The sequence below is a fragment of the uncultured Thiohalocapsa sp. genome, assembly GCF_913063425.1.
GTDB lineage: Bacteria > Pseudomonadota > Gammaproteobacteria > Chromatiales > Chromatiaceae > Thiohalocapsa.
The window spans coordinates 1-18804 of sequence record NZ_CAJXYK010000075.1; the positions used below are offsets into that span (position 1 = coordinate 1).

16 protein-coding genes are annotated in these 18804 nt (G+C 70.4%); 4 read left to right on the plus strand and 12 right to left on the minus strand.

The window, feature by feature from the left end; genetic code table 11:
• Positions 1-121 precede the first annotated feature (121 nt).
• Entirely contained in the window at positions 122-655 is a 534-nt protein-coding gene (locus QZ607_RS24195) for a transposase (protein WP_295888358.1), read from the plus strand.
• Positions 656-1050: 395 nt separating this feature from the next.
• On the opposite strand, the gene QZ607_RS24200 is transcribed toward QZ607_RS24195, so the two are convergent.
• On the minus strand, positions 1051-2262 hold the full coding sequence (locus tag QZ607_RS24200; protein ID WP_295888360.1) for a 2,3-bisphosphoglycerate-independent phosphoglycerate mutase: 1212 nt from the start codon (positions 2260-2262) through the stop codon (positions 1051-1053).
• Positions 2263-2716: 454 nt separating this feature from the next.
• On the opposite strand from QZ607_RS24200, the gene QZ607_RS24205 reads away from it, so the two are divergent.
• A complete protein-coding gene (locus QZ607_RS24205) occupies positions 2717-3766 on the plus strand; it encodes a class I fructose-bisphosphate aldolase (protein WP_295888365.1) in 1050 nt (349 codons plus the stop codon).
• 49 nt (positions 3767-3815) lie between these two features.
• On the opposite strand, the gene QZ607_RS24210 is transcribed toward QZ607_RS24205, so the two are convergent.
• From QZ607_RS24210 to QZ607_RS24240, 7 genes are all read right to left on the minus strand, one after another.
• Complete coding sequence (locus tag QZ607_RS24210; protein ID WP_295888368.1) at positions 3816-5837, minus strand: CocE/NonD family hydrolase; 2022 nt, start codon at positions 5835-5837, stop codon at positions 3816-3818.
• Positions 5838-5958: 121 nt separating this feature from the next.
• Positions 5959-7251 (minus strand): ATP-grasp domain-containing protein, encoded by a 1293-nt coding sequence (locus tag QZ607_RS24215; RefSeq protein WP_295888371.1) that lies wholly within the window; start codon positions 7249-7251, stop codon positions 5959-5961.
• A 140-nt stretch (positions 7252-7391) separates the two neighbouring features.
• Positions 7392-7940: a hydrogenase maturation protease gene (locus QZ607_RS24220; protein WP_295888374.1), complete on the minus strand. Its 549-nt coding sequence runs from the start codon at positions 7938-7940 to the stop codon at positions 7392-7394.
• Positions 7901-9220 (minus strand): nickel-dependent hydrogenase large subunit, encoded by a 1320-nt coding sequence (locus tag QZ607_RS24225; RefSeq protein ID WP_295888377.1) that lies wholly within the window; start codon positions 9218-9220, stop codon positions 7901-7903. The genes QZ607_RS24220 and QZ607_RS24225 overlap by 40 nt, the downstream gene beginning before the upstream one ends.
• On the minus strand, positions 9213-10079 hold the full coding sequence (locus tag QZ607_RS24230; RefSeq protein WP_295888380.1) for a sulfhydrogenase subunit delta: 867 nt from the start codon (positions 10077-10079) through the stop codon (positions 9213-9215). Before QZ607_RS24230 ends, QZ607_RS24225 begins: the two co-directional genes overlap by 8 nt.
• 31 nt (positions 10080-10110) lie before the next feature.
• Entirely contained in the window at positions 10111-10980 is an 870-nt protein-coding gene (locus QZ607_RS24235) for an FAD/NAD(P)-binding protein (RefSeq protein ID WP_295888381.1), read from the minus strand.
• The gene (locus tag QZ607_RS24240; protein ID WP_295888383.1) at positions 10977-12092 is read right to left on the minus strand and encodes a 4Fe-4S dicluster domain-containing protein; all 1116 of its coding nucleotides are present in this window, start codon (positions 12090-12092) and stop codon (positions 10977-10979) included. The genes QZ607_RS24235 and QZ607_RS24240 overlap by 4 nt, the downstream gene beginning before the upstream one ends.
• Positions 12093-12794: 702 nt before the next feature.
• Between QZ607_RS24240 and QZ607_RS24245 the strand changes: the two genes are divergently transcribed.
• A complete protein-coding gene (locus QZ607_RS24245) occupies positions 12795-13037 on the plus strand; it encodes a DUF2934 domain-containing protein (protein ID WP_295888385.1) in 243 nt (80 codons plus the stop codon).
• A gap of 339 nt (positions 13038-13376) precedes the next feature.
• On the opposite strand, the gene QZ607_RS24250 is transcribed toward QZ607_RS24245, so the two are convergent.
• On the minus strand, positions 13377-13748 hold the full coding sequence (locus tag QZ607_RS24250) for a response regulator (RefSeq protein WP_295888386.1): 372 nt from the start codon (positions 13746-13748) through the stop codon (positions 13377-13379).
• A gap of 641 nt (positions 13749-14389) precedes the next feature.
• On the opposite strand from QZ607_RS24250, the gene QZ607_RS24255 reads away from it, so the two are divergent.
• Positions 14390-15325 carry a hypothetical protein gene (locus tag QZ607_RS24255; protein ID WP_295888389.1) on the plus strand — a complete coding sequence of 312 codons (936 nt, stop codon included), beginning with the start codon at positions 14390-14392 and terminating at the stop codon, positions 15323-15325.
• A gap of 189 nt (positions 15326-15514) precedes the next feature.
• On the opposite strand, the gene QZ607_RS24260 is transcribed toward QZ607_RS24255, so the two are convergent.
• The 3 genes from QZ607_RS24260 to QZ607_RS24270 form a co-directional block, all read right to left on the minus strand.
• A complete protein-coding gene (locus QZ607_RS24260) occupies positions 15515-15826 on the minus strand; it encodes a SufD family Fe-S cluster assembly protein (protein WP_295888391.1) in 312 nt (103 codons plus the stop codon).
• Between the two features lie 219 nt (positions 15827-16045).
• On the minus strand, positions 16046-16978 hold the full coding sequence (locus QZ607_RS24265) for a F0F1 ATP synthase subunit gamma (protein WP_295888393.1): 933 nt from the start codon (positions 16976-16978) through the stop codon (positions 16046-16048).
• Positions 16979-17020: 42 nt separating this feature from the next.
• On the minus strand, positions 17021-18562 hold the full coding sequence (locus QZ607_RS24270; RefSeq protein ID WP_295888395.1) for an alternate F1F0 ATPase, F1 subunit alpha: 1542 nt from the start codon (positions 18560-18562) through the stop codon (positions 17021-17023).
• Positions 18563-18804: the final 242 nt, after the last annotated feature.

The following is an 18804-nucleotide window of genomic DNA, read 5'->3' on the forward strand; positions in this document are numbered from 1 at the left end:
CGTTCATGGGCACCTCCTTGTGCCGGGATTTCAGCAAGTTAGGCTGCGTTCAGCAACTCTGAACTGCTCTATGTAGGCTAACCGCATTCCCGGGCGGAGCCCGGGACGGAGGAGACCGACGATGCCCCGCAGCCGCTACCGCTTTGTGGGCGACGACGCGCCCTACTTCATGACCATGACGGTGAACCACTGGCTGCCGGTCTTCACGCGCTCGGACACCGTGGAAATCCTGCTCGACTCCTGGCGCTGGCTGCAGCAGCACGAGGGCCTGCGCCTGCACGGTTATGTGATCCTTGAGAACCACCTGCACCTGGTCGCCGGTGCCCCCGGCCTGCCGGGACTCATGCGCCGGTTCAAGTCGCACACCGCCCGGCAGATCATTGACCTGCTGCAGGCGGCCAGGGTGCAGACGCTGCTGGATCTGCTGGCGCTCTTCAAACGTCGCCACAAAGCGGACGCCACCTATCAGCTCTGGGAGGAAGGCAGCCACCCCAAGCGCATCGAGAGCGAGATGGTCATGCGCCAGAAGCTCGACTACATCCACCACAATCCGGTCAAGCGCGGCTATGTGGACCTGCCCGAGCACTGGCGCTGGTCCAGCGCGCGGAATTATGCAGGCGAGCCGGGGGTGATCGAGATCGATAAGGGTTGGTAGCGCTCGCATCCAACTGATGCAACTGGCTCCCTGGCTCTGCCAGGGAGCCCGGCCCGGAGGATCGGCCTCCCGTGCGGCCTCTGGCGAGGCAGAGCCTCGCGGCCGCATTCCCGGGCGGAGCCCGGGAACGAGCACCCCGGTGTGCGAAGCAGCCGTGGGAGCGGGCTCTGGCCGCGATGGCTTCCAGGGCGCAAAGCCGCGCCGGCGAAAGGCCCTCAGCGCCCCCGCTCGCCGGACTCGTCCGTGCCGGCGAAGTGGCTCAGAAACCAATCCCTGGCCAGCAGCCCGACGCTGTCGAGCCTGCCGGCTTCTTCGAACGGGCGGGTCGCGCCGGGGACGATCTCCAGCCGCGACTCGCCGGGGATCGCGCCGATGGCCCGGCGGTTGATGTCTGCTCAGGCTCCGAATTTCTTGAGGCGCCCGGCGTTTCCGAGGGCGAGGCCCATCAGGTCCACGCCGCGGCGCAGGCCCAGGGCGCCGGCCAGGCAGGCGGTCTCGTCGAAGCGCTCAGCGCTGCCGCGGCGGGCGTGCCGGGCGTGCAGCAGCACGGGCACCGGATGCCAGCTGTGGGAGGCCATGGACGCCGGGGTGGAGTGGTCGCCGGTGATGACCAGCACGTCCGGGCGCAGCGCCAGCAGCCGCGGCAGCTGGTGCTCCACCGCCTCGATGACGTCGGCCTTGCGCGCCAGGTCGCCATCCTCGCCCGCGGAGTCGGTGCCTTTGACGTGCAGAAAGAAGAAGTCGAAGTCGTCACCCAGGCGCTGCTCGGCGGCACCGAATAGGCCGTCGATGCCCTCGGGCTTGGGTGCCACCTCCATGCCCAGCAGACGGGCCAGGCCGCGGTACATCGGGTACTCGGCGAGGCAGAGGCCGCGCAGGCCGAAGCGCTGCTTGAGCCCCGGCAGCGGCTCGTGGCGCTGGAAGCCGCGCAGCAGCAGGCCGTTCGCGGGCGACTCGTCCGCCAGCGCCGCATGGGCCTGCTCCAGGAAGCCGGCCACCAGCGCCGCGCTCTTCTCTGCGGCATCGCTGTTGGGCGTCATGTCCACCGGCGGCCGGCCGGTGGCCTGGGGGTCGGTGTCCGGCAGGTCGTCGCTCAGGCCCTCGCCGCGCAGCACCAGCACGGCACGATGCTCCGACTCGGGCTCGAAGAAGAGCTCACCGTCGAAGTCCATCTGCACGGCGGACTTGACCTTGTCGCAGAGCCGGCGGTTCAGGTCCGTCGGGATGCGCCCCGCGCGGCGATCGGTGATGTTGCCTGCGTCGTCCAGGGTGGCGAAGTTGACGCGGGCGGCGAGGTCCCCCGGCTCCAGCGGAAAGTCGATGCCCAGCGCCGAGAGCACCCCGCGGCCGATGCGCCAGCGCAGCGGGTCGTAGCCGAACAGTGCCAGGTGGCCCGGGCCGCTGCCGGGCGTGATGCCGGGGCCGACAATCTCCAGCAGCCCGCAGGATGAGTCCCGCGCCAGTGCGTCGAGATTCGGCGTGTCGGCGGCGTCGAGGGCGGTGTGCCCGCTGTCCGCACCCGCCAGGCCGCCCAGGCCGTCCATGATCAGATAGACGATGCGCTGACCGGGGATGGCCAGCTCGGTCCAAACGTCGGTGATGTCCATGAAGGCTCCATTGGGTTGACGCGAAATGGATGCGGCTCGGCTTGGGCGCACAATCCGGGCCCAGCGAAGGGCGGATCACCGCGGGCACAGCGGGCGGTTACCACGGCATCTCGGTCCCGTCGAAGCGCACGAAGCGGCCGGTCTAGACGAGCAAGCAGCCTTTGTTCCAGGTGCGGCCGCGGGCAGCTGGCGGCCGGGGCCCCGAAGGCGGGTCATTTGGCCCGGTCGGCGGTGCAATTGCCCCGGGCACAGGCAGGGCCGGGAACCGGTGCGAATCGACGCGCCGCGGAGGAGAGCGGAAGGCTGGCGTGTGATTTGCTGTGCTCAGCTTGGCACGCCGGCGAAAGCCGCCGCCGGCACGCCTGACGACACTGAGAGCTGTGGCGATGACGCGGAGCCCGTGGGAAGACACCCTGCTGGCCCGCGGACGCAAGGCGATGATCGGAGGCCCATCATGATCGACATTCCCGAGATCCTCGGCGACGAGGCCGAAACCCTGTTGAGCCATCGGTGCCAGGGCATCGATCAGGCGCTGTTGCACTTGCCCGGGCCGGATTTCGTGGATCGGGTCTCGCTCGCGGGCGACCGCAAGCCGAGCGTGCTGCGCAATCTGCAGACGCTGTTCGGGCATGGCCGCCTGGGGGGCAGCGGCTATCTGTCGATCCTGCCGGTGGACCAGGGGGTCGAGCACTCCGCCGGCGCCTCCTTTGCCCCCAATCCGCTCTATTTCGACCCGGAGAACATCGTTCGCCTGGCCATGGAAGGCGGCTGCAACGGCGTCGCCTCGACCCTCGGCGTGCTGGGCGCCATCGCCCGCCGCTATGCCCACAGGATTCCTTTCATCGTCAAGCTGAACCACAACGAGCTGCTCAGCTACCCGAACAGCTATGACCAGACCCTGTTCGCCGATGTCGAGCAGGCGTTCGACATGGGGGCTGCCGCGGTGGGCGCGACCGTGTACTTCGGCTCCGAGGAGTCGCGGCGGCAGATCGGCGAGGTGAGCGAGGCCTTCCAGCGCGCGCACGAGCTCGGCATGGCCACCGTGCTCTGGGCCTATCTGCGCAACAGTGCCTTTAAAACCGAGGACGCCGACTACCACACGGCCGCGGACCTGACCGGCCAGGCCAACCACCTCGGGGCCACCATCGAGGCCGACATCGTTAAGCAGAAGCAGGCCACCATCGACGGCGGCTTCAAGGCCATCGGCTTCGGCAAGACCCATCCGCGCATGTACGAGGTGCTCACCGGCGAGCATCCCATCGACCGGGTCCGCTACCAGGTCGCCAACTGCTACCTGGGCCGCGTGGGCATGATCAACTCCGGCGGACCGTCCGGCCGGGACGATCTGCACCAGGTGGTCCGCACCGCGGTCATCAACAAACGCGCCGGCGGCATGGGCCTGATCACCGGCCGCAAGGCCTTCCAGAAGCCGATGGAGGACGGCATTGCGCTGTTGAACGCCGTGCAGGATGTCTATCTGTCCGACGCCGTAACCATCGCCTGAGCCCGAGTGTCGGGCCTCCTGTCGTCGGTCCGACCTACGCGGGATTCGGCTAGACCAGATCGCGGCGGATGCAGCTGTCCCAGTTGCGGGAGTAGACGCGCTGGTCCCCCTCCCAGGCGTCCAGCTCGGCGCGCAGGTAGAAGCACTCGCTGTCGCAGGTCAGCACGGTGCGGGTGCGGGTGCGCACACTCCAGTCGCCCCGGACCAATGCACGCTCCCAGAGGGTCTCGCCGCGGGGCGAATCGAGCTCGTCCCCGCGGTAGCTGTACCACTCCAGTGCCTTGACGCTGTCGGTCAGCTGCGGGCCCGCGAGCTCCCGCGTGCCGTTGTCGTTGATGACCTCCAGCGTCGACACGTCCGTCTCCAGGTCCCGAATCACCCGCCAGGTGTGTTGGCCCGGGGTCAGCATGCGGCTGGCCGAGGGCGCCGCGCCCTCGGCGGGCTCGAAGGGCCGCAGCTCGGCGTCGTCGGCGGACGGCGGGCGCACCGGCAGGCTCAGCAGGCTGCTGCCGGGGTAGAGGGTCAGGCCGACCGATTCCGGGGCGGGCCAGGCCATGGGCCAGTAGGAGGTGGACACGGCGATGCGGATGCGATGCCCGCGGGGGAAAGCGTAGCCGATCTCGTTGAGCGGCACCTCCACGCGGTAGCGCTTGCCGGGCTCCAGGGGTGTGGGCGCACTGCTGGACTCGCGGTGGGTCAGATTGAGCAGCCCGAAGGTCACCCGCGTCGCCTTGTTGTCCGGGGCGATGTCGGACAGGCGCACCGCCACCATGGCGACGGGGCGGTCGGCGGCGAGCTCCAGCGTGACGGTCGGGCGGCCGAGGATCTCCAGCGGCTCCGTCAGCGGCGCCGTGTCGTAGGTGAGCGCGCCGCCGTCTTCCTGGCGCTGATCATGGGGCAGGTCCGGCGCCGCGGCATAGGAGCACCACTTGCCCGCGAACAGACCCAGCCCGAGCGGCGAGTGCAGATACTGCGAGGCGTCCCCGACCTCGGCGTCCGCGGGCAGCAGGCGATGCGGTGCGAGTCGCAGCGTCAGGGGTGTCAGGCGCGGTGACGGCCAGCTGTGCTCGCCGACCCAGCGTCCCGGGCGCTCCCGATAGCGGGTCGTCGGCGGCACGCTGTCCTGGAGCCAGGCGCGCAGCATGGGGGCGGCCATGACATCGTTGTCGATGCCCTTGAGCCAATGGTCCCACCAGCGCACCGCCTCCTGCAGGAAGCCGATGGCGGGGCCGGGTATGCCGATGTGGGGGTACTTGTGGGACCAAGGGCCCACCAGCCCGAGGCGCGGCACCTGGAGGTTCGCGAGCATCCGGAAGACGGCGTTGCTGTAGCCGTCCGCCCAGCCGCTGACCAGCATCACCGGGCAGCGCACGGCGCCGTAATCCTCGCAGATGGAGCCGTGGCGCCAGTAGGCGTCGCGGTGCTGGTGACGCAGCCATTCATCGAGCCACAGCCCGCTGTACTCCAGCCGCTGCAGCCACATGTCCCGCCACCGGGTGCCGACGGTGGCGGGGTCCGGCGGCAGGCTGTTGTACGCGAACATGGTGGAGGCCCAGGACAGGTTATCTCCGAGCAGGCAGCCGCGCATGTGGTGGACATCGTCGGCATAGCGGTCGTCGCTGGAGGCGACGCTGATGACGGCCTTCAGCGCCTCGGGCTGCATGGCCGCGATCTGCAGGCCGTTGAAGCCGCCCCAGGAGATGCCGATCATGCCGACGCTGCCGTCGCACCAGTCCTGTGCTGCGAGCCACCGGATCACCTCGACGCCGTCGTCGAGCTCCTGCTCAAGGTACTCGTCCCGCAGCACCCCCTCGGAGTCGCCGCTGCCGCGCAGGTCCACGCGCACGGCCGCATAGCCGTGGCCGGCGAAGTAGGGGTGCATCGTCTCATCGCGCAGCCGGATGGAGTCGCGCTTGCGGTAGGGGATGTACTCGAAGATCGCCGGGACCGGATGGTGCATCGCGTCCTCGGGGAGCCAGATCCGGGCGGCCAGGCGGGTGCCGTCCGCCATTTCGATCCAGGTATGCTCGATGTCGCGCACCGCGTTCGGGAATTCGGTGACCGTGCGCAATGATGCCTCCTCGCTGTGCTGGGGTCGCTCTGCCGCGGGCTTTGCAAGTCCTGCTTGCCGCCGCGCTCGGGCGTGCCTGTCTCGGTCGGCGCCGACGGCAGGAAGCCTGACAATCGGCCTATCAGCCGGCGGCTTGCACATCGCCCAGCTTCAGCGGCAGGGCGTCGACGATCCGGTCGTACTTTTCCAGCAGCTCGTGCTGGTCGTGCGCTGCCGTGAAGATGTGGGCGATGTCGTAACTGTAGCTGTCCTGCTCCATCATGTCGGACAGTCGCATGCCGGGCTCCACCGTGATGTCGAGGAAGGTGCCCGGATAATCGCGCTCGATGCGCCGCAGCTCCGCGTCGCTCGGCACCTGCTCCACGGTGGCGTCTTCGAACTTGCGCAGGTGGAACTCCGCGGCGCAGCCGAAGGGCCCCTGCCGGCGCGGCACACAGGGCTCCTCGCCGAGGGCGAGCTCCACCATGATCTGGTGATTGGGCCGCCCGTCCACCTGCTCATAGAGGTGGCCGTGGGATTGGGAGATGCGCGGATTGACCTCCAGCAGGGAAATGGCATCCGCACCCTCGTCGTAGAAATACTCGATGTTAAAGGCCGCCTGATCGTAGCCGATGCCCTCCATCAAGGTGATCGAGGCCTCCGTCAGCCGCGCCTTCACCGCCTTGGGCAGGCGGGAGGGGTACTGATAGCGCTGGAATGACATCCCGTTGGGATAATTGATGGAGTCGATGATGCCGTAGACCCGGGCCTTGCCCCGATAGACATAGCCCGACACCGTGCATTGGCGCCCCTTGATGAGCTTCTCGGCGATGCAATAGCGCCCGCTGGTCTCCGCCATGGCCTTGGGCAGCTGCACATGGGCAAGGAAGGTGTCGAAGGCCTCGGCGATGTGGACAATGCCCTCGCGGATCTGCCTCAGCGCGTCGTCGAGCTCGGCCCGGTTATGGATGCGGAAGCCGAGCAGCGAATCCGTGCCCTTCACGGGCTTGAGCCAGAAGGGAAACGCCAGCTCCACCTTGCCGGCGGCGTCCGCGTCGAAGGGGTCCACCGACGCGAACCTGGGCACCATGTCCGGCAGCAGCCGCTGCTGCTCCAGGCGGCTCCAGTACTTGTGCTCGCAGCAGGCGACGCTCTCCACCGATGGTGACGGCAGACCCAGCTCGCGGCACAGCACCGGCACGATGGATGTCACCGGAAAGTCCCAGTAGCCGACGATGGCGTCGATGCGCCCGGCGAAGCCCTCCAGCCGGTCGCGGGCGTGGTCGAGGATGGACTGGAACGGATAGGTACCGTGGGCCTTGACCTCGCCGAAGCTCAGCAGCGAATGGAATCGGTAATTGTCGGCATTGCGAATGGCGCGCAGCTGCTGGAGATTGAACTCGTCGATGCCGAGCACGAAGATGTTGCGGTCCATGGGATCCTCCAATGGGCTCCTTTTGAGGAGGCTGAATCCGGCCCCGCCCTTGTCGAGCAGGGTGGTGTATTGCACTTAGAGGAAGAGCCCGCTTAGGCGCCGGCCGTTATGGACAAGCTCGTCGGCCGGGCGCAGCCAGATCATGGCTGGGTCACCCCAAGCTCAGCGTAGTCCAGCGTGCCGGCGGCTTTGCCGGCGTAGCCCTCGCCGGCGGCGAGCCGACGACAAATCGCATTGGTGAGCGGGCCCACGGCAGCGGCCACCGCCGGTGTCAGGTCACAGCCGCTCTGCTGCGTATGCGCGGGGTCGATGCTGACGACGTACAGGTCGAGCTCCGGCGGCAGCGTGCCCAGACTGCGGCCGAGGGCCAGCGCCTCGGCCAGACCCAGCCCATGGCTCGATGTGCCCGTCTCCCGGGTAGCCAGCTCGGCCACCGGGACGGCGTGCAGCGTGCCCGGGGCGGCGCCGGTGGCGGCGGCGTCCACCAGCAGGACGCGGTGACGCCCGGCGATTCGCTCCAACAGGCCGGTGCCGGGGCGGTCCAGCTTCAGGATGCGGGCCTGGGCGGGGCCGAGGCACTCCGCCAGGGCATCGGCCACGCACCAGCCCACCCGGTCGTCGCCCCAGGGCGAGCCGAGGCCGACGATGGTTACCGGTGCAGGGTCAAACGCAAAAAGTGGGTGGCGCATGAGATACAGGGGTCGTAGTTGCGGATGACTTGCTCACCCGCCTGCCGCAGGCGCTCGGCGTCCGCATCCAGGCCGATGGCGGTGAGGGTGTGGGCGAGGTCCGCTTCGATGCGGGCCTGGTTCTGGCTGGTGGGGGGCACGATGCGGGCGTGCTGGATGATGCCGTCCGCGTCCAGGTCGTAGCGGTGCCACAACAGCCCCCGCGGGGCCTCGCTGGCGCCGCGGGCGACGCCGGCGCGGGGCGCCGCCTCGGCGTGAGCCGGGGTTTCTGGGCTGTAGTCGGCCAGGATCTCCGCCGCCTCCAGCATCGCCTGCAAAATTTCCACTGCGCGCGCGATGACGCTCTGCGCCATGTCGTGGCTCGGGAATTCCAAGCCGATCTCCGTCAGCAGGTCCTGCACCCGCGGATGTAAGCGGTCGTGGTTCAGGTTGACCCGGGCCAGCGGCCCCACCAGGTAGGGCTCGCCTGCCAGCAGCCCTTGCAGCGCCGTGGAGTGGGGCACCTGGTGCTCGGTGAAGTGGGCCTCGAAGTCGTCCACCGAGATATCCAGGCCGGACCCGGCGACGATGCGCTCGGCCATCATCGGGTACTCCGTCGGATGGCGCAGCGACACACAGTTGAACTGCTGCGGCTGCCGGGGAAGGGGCAGGGCGGCGGTCCAGCGCAGCAGCGCCTCCGCCGCCGGCAGTGCGCGCTCGGCCTCGGCGGCGACGGCGGCCACATCCTGCGCCGACGGCGCCCGCCAGAAGCCGCCGACCCGGGCACCCACAGCGTGCACCGAGCGGGCGCCGAAGAGCTCGATGATGCGGTTGCCGAAGGCCTGCAGCGCCAGGCCGCGGCGCAGCTCGGCGCCGTAGCTGCCGGCCATGGCCATGGCGCTGTCGAAGCCGAGGAAGTCCGGCGCCGCCAGCAGGTGGATGTGCAGGGCGTGGCTCTGGATCCATTCGCCGCAATAGAACAGCCGGCGCATGCGCCGCACCCAGGGCGCCGGCGCCCTGTCCGAGTCCGGGGCCGGGTCCAGGTCGAACAGCCGCTCCACGGCGCCGACGCCGCTCATCTGGTAGGCCACTGGACAGATGCCGCAGATGCGCGCCACCAGCTCCGGGATCTCGGCGTAGGCATGGCCCACCAGAAACTGCTCGAACAGCCGCGGCGGCTCGAAGATGCGCAGCGCCAGGTGCTCGATACGGCCGTCGCGGATGGTCACGTCCAGCCCGCCTTCGCCCTCGACGCGGGCGAGCACCGGCACCTCGATGCGGCGCGTGGTCTGCTCAGTCATGGCCCTGCTCCGCGCTGCCCGCATTGCCGGGCGCCCCGTCCGGCGCCCGTCGGCGCCAGTCCTGTGCCGCCTGCTGGAAGGGCTCGGCGCCGCTTTGCTGGAACATGAAGCGCCGGGCCACGGCGTCGGGGGCAAGCCCCAGGTCCGCGAAGCGCTGCGCCAGCGTCGGCACTTCCGGGTTCTCCGCCGGGCCGTAGCAGCCGTAGCAGGCGCGCCCCAGGCCGGGACACAGCGCCCCGCAGCCGGTGACGGTGACCGGACCGAGGCAGGGCGCGTCCCGGGTCACCAGCACGCACACCTGCCCGCGGCGCTTGCATTCCATGCAGACCTTGTCCTGCTCGGCGAAGGGACTCGCCCCCGCCAACAGGGTGGCGAGAGCGTCGAGCACCTGCTGCGTGCTCACCGGGCAGCCCGGCAGGGACAGCTCCACGTCCACGTGCGCCGCCACCGCATCGGCGGTGGGCAGGGCCTGGATGTGCTGCGGCTCGGGGTAGACGGAGCCGATCCAGACCTCCGCGTCGGCCAGGTTACGCAGCGCCTGCGGGCCGCCGGCGGTGGCACAGGCGCCCATGGGCACCACCCAACGGCTGCGGCTGCGGATGGCCTGGATGCGCTCTCGCTCTTCGGGCGTCGAGACGCTGCCCTCCACCAGGGCGATGTCCGCCTCGGCGTCCAGGTCGAGGATGCCCGCCTCGGCGAAATGCACGATGTCGCAGCGCTCGGCCAGCGCCAGCAGGGATTCGCCGGCGTTCAGCAGCGCCAGCTGACAGCCGTCGCAGGAGGAGAGCTTGTGTACGGCGAGCCGGGGTCGGCGGCGGCCATCGGCCGGCGGCAGCGGGGCTTTCGGCGGGGTGGTCATGTGTGCCTGCGCCAATCCTGCGCCAATGGGGTCAGAAGCCCTTGGTGCCCAGCAGCCAGCCGATCTCCGACCAGCGGAAGACGGGGCCGTCGCGGCAGACGAGCCAGGGCCCGAGCTGGCAGTGTCCGCAGTGACCGACGCCGCACTGGAAGCCGCGCTCCAGGCTGAGCCAGATGTGCTCTGCCGGGACGCCCAGCTCGACCAGCCGCTTGGCACCGGCGAGCATCATGGGCTCGGGCCCGCAGACCAGGGCGACGCTCGCCTGCGGGCGAAAGCGCACCTCGTCCAGCAGGTCCGTCACCAGGCCGACATGGTCCTGCCAGTGGCGGTCCGGCTCGTCGGCGGCGAGCCGCACCTCGGTGTCCGGCAGCTCGGCCCAGGCGTCGTAGCGCTCGCGCCAGATCAGGTCAGCCGCGTGCTTGACACCCTGCAGGATCACCAGCCGGCCGAAGCGCTCGCGGCGGGCGGTGACGTAGCCGATGGCCGCCACCACCGGCGCGCAGCCGAGTCCCCCGGTGAGGACGATCAGGTCCCGAAGCTCAGCCTGGCCCTCGGCCGCCTGCAGGGGCCAGCCCCGGCCATAGGGGCCGCGCAGGCCGACGCGGTCGCCGGCCCCGAGCGTCGCCAGCACCCGGGTGACGCGGCCCACGGCGCGGATGGTATGGGCCAGGTGCTCCGGCTCCGCCGGGTCCGAGGCAATGGAAATGGGCACGCCGCCGACGGCGGGCAGATAGAGCATGTTGAACTGACCCGGCTGGAACCGGAACGCGGCGCGGGCGGCGGGGTCCGTCAGGCGCAGGTGCAGGGTGCACAGGCCCCGGGCCTCGTCGTCGCGGGAGACGACCTCCGCCTCCTGTGGCGGGCCCATGACCGCCGGGTCCGGGGCTGGGGCTGTGCTCATGCCTCGCCCTCCGGCTGATCGGCGGTGCAGATGGCCGTGGCCTCCCGGGTGATGTCGATGCCCGTCGGGCACCAGGCGATGCAGCGCCCGCAGCCGACGCAGCCGGAGCGCCCGTACTGGTCGTGCCAGCCGCCGAGCTTGTGGGTGAGCCATTGGCGGTAGCGCGTGCGGGTGTCCGGCCGCAGCAGCCGCCCGTGCACATAACTGTGCTCGGCGGAGAAGCAGCTGTCCCACAGGCGCACGCGCGCGGCCTCGCGGCCGTCGATGGCCGGCTGCTCGCGCTCGGTGGAGCAGAAGCAGGTGGGGCAGACGGCGACACAGTTGCCGCAGGCGAGGCAGCGGGCGGCGACGTCGTCCCACTGGGGGTGATCCAGGTTCGCGAACAGCGCATCGCGCAGGTTGCGCGCCGGCAGACTGCGGCGCTGGCTCTGGCGGGCGTGCTCGATCTCGGCCGCGCCCAGGTGCAGCTCCGCGTCGCTCGGCGCGCGCAGCGGCAGGGCGTCGCAGAGTGCGCGGCCGGCCGCGCTGCCGGCGCGCACCAGGAAGCCCGCATCCAGCTCCGTCAGCGCCAGGTCGGCGCCGTTGCTGACCGCCGGGCCGTCGCCGGTGGAGGCGCAGAAGCAGGTGTCCGCGGGGTGCCCGCAGTCCACCCCCACCAGCAGCAGGTCGCGGCGGCGGCTGACGTAGCCGGGGTCGGCGTGGTCGCCGGCGAAATGGGCGTCCTGGAGCGCGAGTGCTGCCAGGTCGCAGGCGCGCACGCCGATGACGGCGCGGCGCTGCGACGGCGGCGCCGCGGCCGCGAAGGCGAGCCTGCCGGCGGCGTCCCGAGTCACCCGCCACAGCGTCTCCTCGGGCGCGAACAGCAGGGGCTTCAGCGCCTGCGGGCCGTTGGCCCAGGCGAAGCAGCGGGCATGGGCATAGTGCTCCAGCCGATACCGCCCCGGTGCCTGGTGGGCGCCGATGCCCACCGGCAGAGCCGCGGCGTCGCTCAGGTCGTCGTAGACGATGGCGCCGTCGCGCACCTGCGGGCCCATGCAGCGATAACCGAGATCGCCGATGCGCTCGAACAGTGTCTGGAGGCGTTCCCGGGGCAGGAACCGCGTGGCTGTCACGGCGGAGCTCCCATGCTGACGGCGGCCGGTGGCGTGCGTGTTTGGTGGGCTCCGTGGTGCGCATGGCATCCGACCCGGGGGGCGTGACCTGGAGCCGGCGCACCGCGCAGCCCTGTGGTGCAGTCGAGCAAGGTCTGTACCAGCACGGGAGTATTCCTGAGGACCGCCCCGCGTCAGTCGGCTCGCAAACGGGGCGGCTCCCGGGGGCCGCCGGCTTCCAGCGGCGTCAGGGTATCGACCTCAGCAAGGGAGTGTTGATCTGATCGATGGATCGCGCGGGGCCAGGTTTCACCGCCTTCGCCGCGCTGGCACAGCATTGCGCTTGTCAGCGCTCATGGCGGGTCTTTTGCCCCAGCGAATGGGGAGAACACACACAGAGAACAACAATGCTGTGATCCGTTTCGCAGAAGCACAATTGCGGAATGCAAGACCCGTCCGACGGCTGGACGGTCGTCAGGGATAAGCGATCACCGCTCGGGCGCGATAGCGCCCCGGGGCAGGCGCCGATCCGACGGCCTCGCGCGCCGGCTGGCGCGAGCTGGGGGCTTCCCGCACTGGTGCATCTCTTGCGTTGATCACCGATGGGTTCCGCGGTGATGCAGATGCCGAGGAATCCCTCCTGCCGACGGCTGCTCTGTAAGCAACGCGCAAAGCGGCCACCGGTGCAAATCTCAATTCGACGAGTCGAGACGGAGGCAAGACGTGGCCAAGAGCAAAGGCACCCCCGAGCAAAAACCGCAGGCCGAGGCGACCCCGCAGACCACCACCGAGGCGGCCGAGGCAAGCGCCGGCGAGAGCCCGCCGGCCTCCGGCGATTCGCGGCAGGATGCCATCGAGCGCCTGGCCTACCAGAAGGCCGAGCAGCGTGGCTTCGCGCCGGGTCATGAGATGGACGACTGGCTCGACGCCGAGCGCGAGGTCGCCTCCGCCGAGGGCGGGCGATAACCCCGGCGTCCACAAGCCGCACCGCCCGGCGGCGCCATGGGCGAGCCGGTCGGTGCGGGCGCTTAAGCGGCGCTCGGTGATTGCGTTGTCGCTGGGGGCATTCTTCGGGCCATGCGCAGGATGTGGCGCTGCCTGCCTTCGCCGGGCCCGGGCGGCAGCGCCGCCGGCGAATCGGCTGCGGCGCGGGCATCCGTCGTCGGCCTGCCCGGCCCGGCCGTATCACCGGCAGAGGCATTCGCGAGCGGCAGGATCACGACGAGCGCGCTGCCGCAGCCACCGGGCTCAACCAGCTGCAATGCGCTTGGCGCTGACGCGGAAGGGGCAGTCAAGAAGGGGCAGTCAAGCGGTATCGGGCTCGGCGATGCGCGCCAAGGCCGCATCCACTTGCGCGAAGATGAAGGGCTTCAGGATCACCGTGTCCGCGCCGATCGCGGCCAGGCGCGGTGATACCTCGTCCAGCAGCTCCGGAAAGCCCGTGATGATGATGGGGCGGGGCATCCGACCCCGGGCGTGGAGGTCCTCCAGCACGTCGATGCCATAGATGTCGGGCATCAAAAAATCGATGACGATGGCGTCGAAGTCCCGATTCCTGCAAAAGATGCTGGCGAGCCGCCCCTCATAGGCAGGCACGGCCTCATGGCCGGCGGCGGCGAGATGATCGGCGAGGATGGTGGCGAGGATGTGATTGTCTTCGGCGACGAGGATTCTCATGTGTCGGTTCGATGGGCGGTTAGGGGTGCGATGCCGCCGGTGGCGGCGCCGCGTCGAAATTGCCGTCCTCATCGAGGACGCTCAGGTGTGTGACCCGGCAGTGCAGGTCGATCTGCTCCCTTGGCATGCGCTCCTCGCTGGTTGTGTGGCGGGGTTCCAGCCAATCAACGCAGCAGAGAGCATGCCAAGGCTGCCGCCGGCACAGGATCGCGAGCGCGGCATCGCGCACCCGTCCGCGCCGTCGCCTCGAGGGGCCTGCGCTGCGTCGTCGCCGCTGAACGGGGAAGGTGTGGAGGGGATGGTTGTAATCCACCCGCGGGCGGGGGTTTTCGCCCAGGCGGAGCCCCGCGCCGCGCAACCTGGCTCCCAGGCTCCGCGAGGGAATCCGGTTTTGGGGCTCCGCCTCCCGAGAGCACCTGTGCGAGGCAGAGCCTCGCGGCCGCATTCCCGGGCAGATCCCGGGAACGAGGGTGGAGCGCAGCGGCTAGGCGAGTGCGTCACGATCCGCACGCGATGGTGCAGCGCTCGCCCAACTGCGCGACGCCCTACTCCGTTGGACGCAACGAAGGGCCCTGTGTGCTGTCGAGTAAACCCATGACACCGAACTGGTATTGAAACCGGGCGCCGATCCTGAGGCAGCCATGGCGAGCGATTCCGACCACCTCGACCCTGACGCGCCGCCGCCGGCGCCCCGGCAGCTGGATCTCTTCTCTGACAGCGCCAGCGTCATGCTGGAGGAGACGTTGCGTGAGGAAGTGCTGGCGCGGCGCTTCGCCGCCGCCCGGGAGGCCGTCGACAAGCTCCGGCGTCATGATCCGGAGCATGCGCGGATCGGTGATTGGTGGCGCCTGATCGACCGATTGGACCGGGCATCCCAGGCCGCCGGCGCAGAGCCCTGCCGGGCGGAAGCGGCGGTGCTGCTGCGGGACATCGACGCCATGACTCCTACCGCCGCCTCGCTGCTCGGCCCCCGGGCGCAGGACTGCCTCGCGCTGCTCTGGGATGCGCTGGCGCGCGCCGCGGACGGCCTGGCGTTCGATCCGGCCGAGCCCCGGCTGCACGCCAGCTTCGCCCTGGCGCAGCTCGGGCGCTGGCAGCAGGCGCGGGCTGCGGTCGAGGCCGAGGCCGGCTGGCGGGACGAGCCCGGTCTGCTGGCGCCCTACGCCCGCGCCTGCCGGCGCAGCGGTGACACCCGCGCAGCCCGCGGTGCTCTGCTCGCAGCCTGCTGGTCCCAGCCGCAGTCGGCCGAGCGCATCCTCGCCGCCGGCGACTGTCCGGACAGCCGACTCGCGGCGCATTGGAGCGCCTTCTGCGATCTGGACCTCGCCGCCGATGCGACCCCGGCCCCGGCGCTCGCGACCGAGGACTTCCCGGCCTGGTGTCTGCTCGTGGACCCGGCCCTGGCAGCGGACGCACCCGCCGACACGGATGTAGCGGACGGGGATCGGGCTGCGGCCTATCGCGCGGCGCAGGCACTCGTCAGAGCGCCGGACGACCTAGACCAACGCCGCGCGCTGAGCGCCGCCCAGCCGGCGCTGCTGAGGATCTTTCTGCAACGGGGCCGCGGGGCGGGCTGAGACCGATGGCTGTTTCTGGACGCGGTAGCGTAAGTCGCCGAGTAAAGCCGGTCATTGCGCCGCGCGGCATTGTGGGAGCGGCCGCCGGCCGCGAAGGCTTCCAGAGCAATTGCAAGTGCACCTCGCGGCAGGGATGCCGCTCCCACGGGTGCTTCGATAGGCCATGGCAACTGGAGCGAAAGCCGTGCCTCAGGCCGGCTCCGTCGCCGCCGGGCGTAGCATGCCGCTGATGACCAGCTCGATGGCCTGGTCCGGCGTAAGGCCATGGGCCATCAGGGTCTCCAGCTGAGTCTGGTCGACTGTGCCGATGGCCGCCTCGTGGGTAACCTGGGCCTTTGGGTCACCGACGCGCACCACCGGCACGGATTCGCCCCGGGCCTGGTTCTTGACGAGCACATCGACGGCGATCGCAATGGTGCTCGCGGTACTGGGCGGCCACGTGCCCCGGACTGCCCGAGACGATGATCCGGCCGCCGCACATCTGCGACGCCTGATCGGCAACGCGGCCCCATCTCTTCGCGGTGGCTGATGAGCAGCACTGCGGTGCCCGCATCGCGCAGCTCGCGCACCAAGCGCACGATCTCATCCAGGGAGCGCAGGTTGGTGACCTGCTCTTTCTCGGTTAACGGCTTCCGCGAGCTGGGGGCGTGCGCTCGCAAAGGCCCGAAAGCGCAGGGGTGCCCGTGCAACGATGACCAACAGGCTCGGACCGCTGCGGCGTCAAGACGCCGCCTCGAACCCTGCTACCACGTCCAGCAGCTCGCTGGTGATGGCGGCCTGGCGCTCGCGGCGGTAGCGGCCGGTGATGTCCTCCAGGCGCTCGTCCAGGTTCTTCTCCGCGGCCTGCATGGCTTTGAGGCGGCTGCCGTGCTCGGCGGCGAGGGACTCGGCGCAGGCGCGAAAGAGCACGCTGAAATAGTGCTGGCGCAGCAGGTGCCCGAGGAGCCGGCCGCGGGGCAGGGTGAAGAGCGGCAGCCGGCGCGACGGCCAGGGTGCCTGCGCGCGCTCACGGAAGCGGGCCGGGTCCAGCGGGAACAGGCGCTGGCCCTGCGGCTCGTAGCCCCAGCGGCCCGTGGGGCGGTTGTGGTAGAGCTGGACGCGCTCGACGCCCTCGGACTGCCAGGCGTCCACGCGCAGCAGCAGCCGCTGCACGATGGCGGTGATGCCCGCCGCGGAGCTGGGGGTCGGGAAGATTTCCGTGCCGTCGCCGGCGACGGACTCGAGGCCCGGTGCGATACGCTCGCCGACGGCGAGCCAGTGGCGCACCGCGCCGGCATCCGTGACCTGCTCCTGAACATGCTCGATGATGACCTCGTTGAAGCGCCCGCACAGGCCATGATCGGTGCCGAGGACGATGAGCGCGGCGCTCCCGCCGGACCTGTCGCCCGACCCATCGCGCAACTCGTCGCCCAACCTGTCGCCCGGCCCATCCCCTGCACCGCCGTCGGCGCTGCGCGGCGCGGCGGCCGTCGGCGTCTCCCGCAGCACCGCCCGCAGCCCGAGCTCGACGCTGCCCTCGTACTCGGCCAGCGCCGCGGCGGCCTGCTCGTACTGGCGGATGCTGACGGCGGACAGCGCCTTCATGGTGCGGACGATCTGCCGCAGATCGTCCAGGTTCTCCATGCGCTGCTTCAGCGATTCGATGCTGGCCATAATGATCCCCTTGGGGACGGTCGCCGTCGGGGTGCTTCGCCGTCAGTCCGCCTCGGGCAGGTCCGCGATGGCGGCCCGGGCCGTCTCCGTCAGCGCCTCCCAGGCGTCGTCGTCCAGCTCGCGGCCGGTGTCGATGCGCTCGCAGAGGTCGGCGTGCTCGGCCTGCACGCGCTCGCGGATGCGTTGCTCGGCAGCGGCGACGGCGTCCAGGGGGATGTCATCCAGCAGGCCTTCCTGGGTGGCCAGCAGCACGGCGATCTGCTGCCAGGCGGCGAGGGGGCTCGCGGCGTCCTGGCGCAAAATCCGCCGCACCCGGCGGCCGTGCTCGATGCGGCGCTTGGTGCGCTCGTCGAGCCGGGTGGCGAAACGGGCAAAGGTCTCCAGCTCCTCAAACTGGGTATAGGCGAGCTTGAGGTCGCCCGAGACGCGGCGAAAGCTCGGATACTGGGTCTTGCCGCCGACGCGCGACACCGAGCGGCCGATGTCGATGGCCGGCAGCATGCCCTTGCGGAACAGCGTCGGCGACAGATAGATCTGGCCGTCGGTGATGGAGATGAGATTGGTCGGGATGTAGGCGCTGATGTCCTGGGCCTGGGTCTCGACCACGGGCAGCGCCGTCAGCGAGCCGCCGCCGCGCTCCTCGATCAGATGCGTGGCGCGCTCCAGCAGGCGCGAGTGGATGTAGAAGATGTCACCCGGGAAGGCTTCGCGGCCCGGCGGGCGGCGCAGCAACAGCGAGAGCTCGCGGTAGGCGCGGGCATGGCGGGTCAGGTCGTCGTAGACGATGAGCACGTCGCGGCCCTGGTCCATGAAGTACTCCCCCATGGCCGTCGCCGCATAGGGCGTGACGAACTGCAGCCCCGGCGGGTCCTCGCCGGAGGCGGTGACGACGATGCTGTGCGCCATGGCCTGCTCGCGCCGCAGGCTCTCGACGGCCCGCGCCACCGCGGTGCCGCGCTGGCCGATGGCGCAGTAGATGCAGATGACATCCCGGGCGCCGTTGCCGTCCGCGGTCTCGCGGCGCTGGTTGATGATGGTGTCCAGCGCCACCTGCGACTTGCCGGTCTGGCGGTCGCCGACGATGAGCTCGCGCTGGCCGCGGCCGATGGGGATCATGGCGTCCACCGCCTTGATGCCGGTCATCAGCGGCACGCTCACCGGCGCGCGGTCCATGATGGCGGGCGCCGGGCGCTCGATGGGGCGGCGCTCGCGGGTCTTGGGCACGGCACCCCCGTCGAGCGGGCGGCCGGTGGCGTCGATGACCCGCCCGAGCAGCGCCTCGCCCACGGGGGTATCCGCCTCGCGGCCGGTGGCGCGCACGCGCATGCCGGGGCGCAGATGCGCGCTGTGGCCAAGCAGCACGACGCCCAGGTCCGCCTCGTCCAGGTTCACCGCCAGCCCGAGCACCCCGTCCGGCAGCTCCACCAGCGACTCGGCACCCAGCCGGGGCAGCCCGCCGATGCGGGCGATGCCGCCGCCCAGCTCCAGCAGGGTGCCGACATCGCCCACCGCGGGCTCGCCCTGGGTCTCGGCGAGGGCGTCGCCGATGTCCGTGAAGGCTTGGTCGAGGGTTTGGGTGAGCATGGTGGGGAAGTTTGAAGTTTGAAGTTTGAAAAGCGTGGTGCGCCTGTGGGAGCGGCCTCCGGCCGCGACGACTTCCAGCGCGCTGGCCGCGGCCTGTCGCGGCAGGGATGCCGCTCCCACATGCAATTGCCGCTGTGGGAGCGGCCTCCGGCCGCGACGACTTCCAGCGCGCTGGCCGCGGCCTGTCGCGGCAAGGATGCCGCTCCCACCTGCAATCGCCGCTGTGGGAGCGGCCTCCGGCC

What these genes read in the sequence shown, in the direction of transcription:
- QZ607_RS24235 (WP_295888381.1), bottom strand. Translation starts at nt 10,980, where the DNA reads ATGAGCACAGCCCCAGCCCCGGACCCGGCGGTCATGGGCCCGCCACAG.
- QZ607_RS24230 (WP_295888380.1), bottom strand. Translation starts at nt 10,079, where the DNA reads ATGACCACCCCGCCGAAAGCCCCGCTGCCGCCGGCCGATGGCCGCCGC.
- QZ607_RS24220 (WP_295888374.1), bottom strand. Translation starts at nt 7,940, where the DNA reads ATGCGCCACCCACTTTTTGCGTTTGACCCTGCACCGGTAACCATCGTC.
- QZ607_RS24215 (WP_295888371.1), bottom strand. Translation starts at nt 7,251, where the DNA reads ATGGACCGCAACATCTTCGTGCTCGGCATCGACGAGTTCAATCTCCAG.
- QZ607_RS24250 (WP_295888386.1), bottom strand. Translation starts at nt 13,748, where the DNA reads ATGAGAATCCTCGTCGCCGAAGACAATCACATCCTCGCCACCATCCTC.
- QZ607_RS24225 (WP_295888377.1), bottom strand. Translation starts at nt 9,220, where the DNA reads ATGACTGAGCAGACCACGCGCCGCATCGAGGTGCCGGTGCTCGCCCGC.
- QZ607_RS24205 (WP_295888365.1), top strand. Translation starts at nt 2,717, where the DNA reads ATGATCGACATTCCCGAGATCCTCGGCGACGAGGCCGAAACCCTGTTG.
- QZ607_RS24270 (WP_295888395.1), bottom strand. Translation starts at nt 18,562, where the DNA reads ATGCTCACCCAAACCCTCGACCAAGCCTTCACGGACATCGGCGACGCC.
- QZ607_RS24195 (WP_295888358.1), top strand. Translation starts at nt 122, where the DNA reads ATGCCCCGCAGCCGCTACCGCTTTGTGGGCGACGACGCGCCCTACTTC.
- QZ607_RS24200 (WP_295888360.1), bottom strand. Translation starts at nt 2,262, where the DNA reads ATGGACATCACCGACGTTTGGACCGAGCTGGCCATCCCCGGTCAGCGC.
- QZ607_RS24265 (WP_295888393.1), bottom strand. Translation starts at nt 16,978, where the DNA reads ATGGCCAGCATCGAATCGCTGAAGCAGCGCATGGAGAACCTGGACGAT.
- QZ607_RS24255 (WP_295888389.1), top strand. Translation starts at nt 14,390, where the DNA reads ATGGCGAGCGATTCCGACCACCTCGACCCTGACGCGCCGCCGCCGGCG.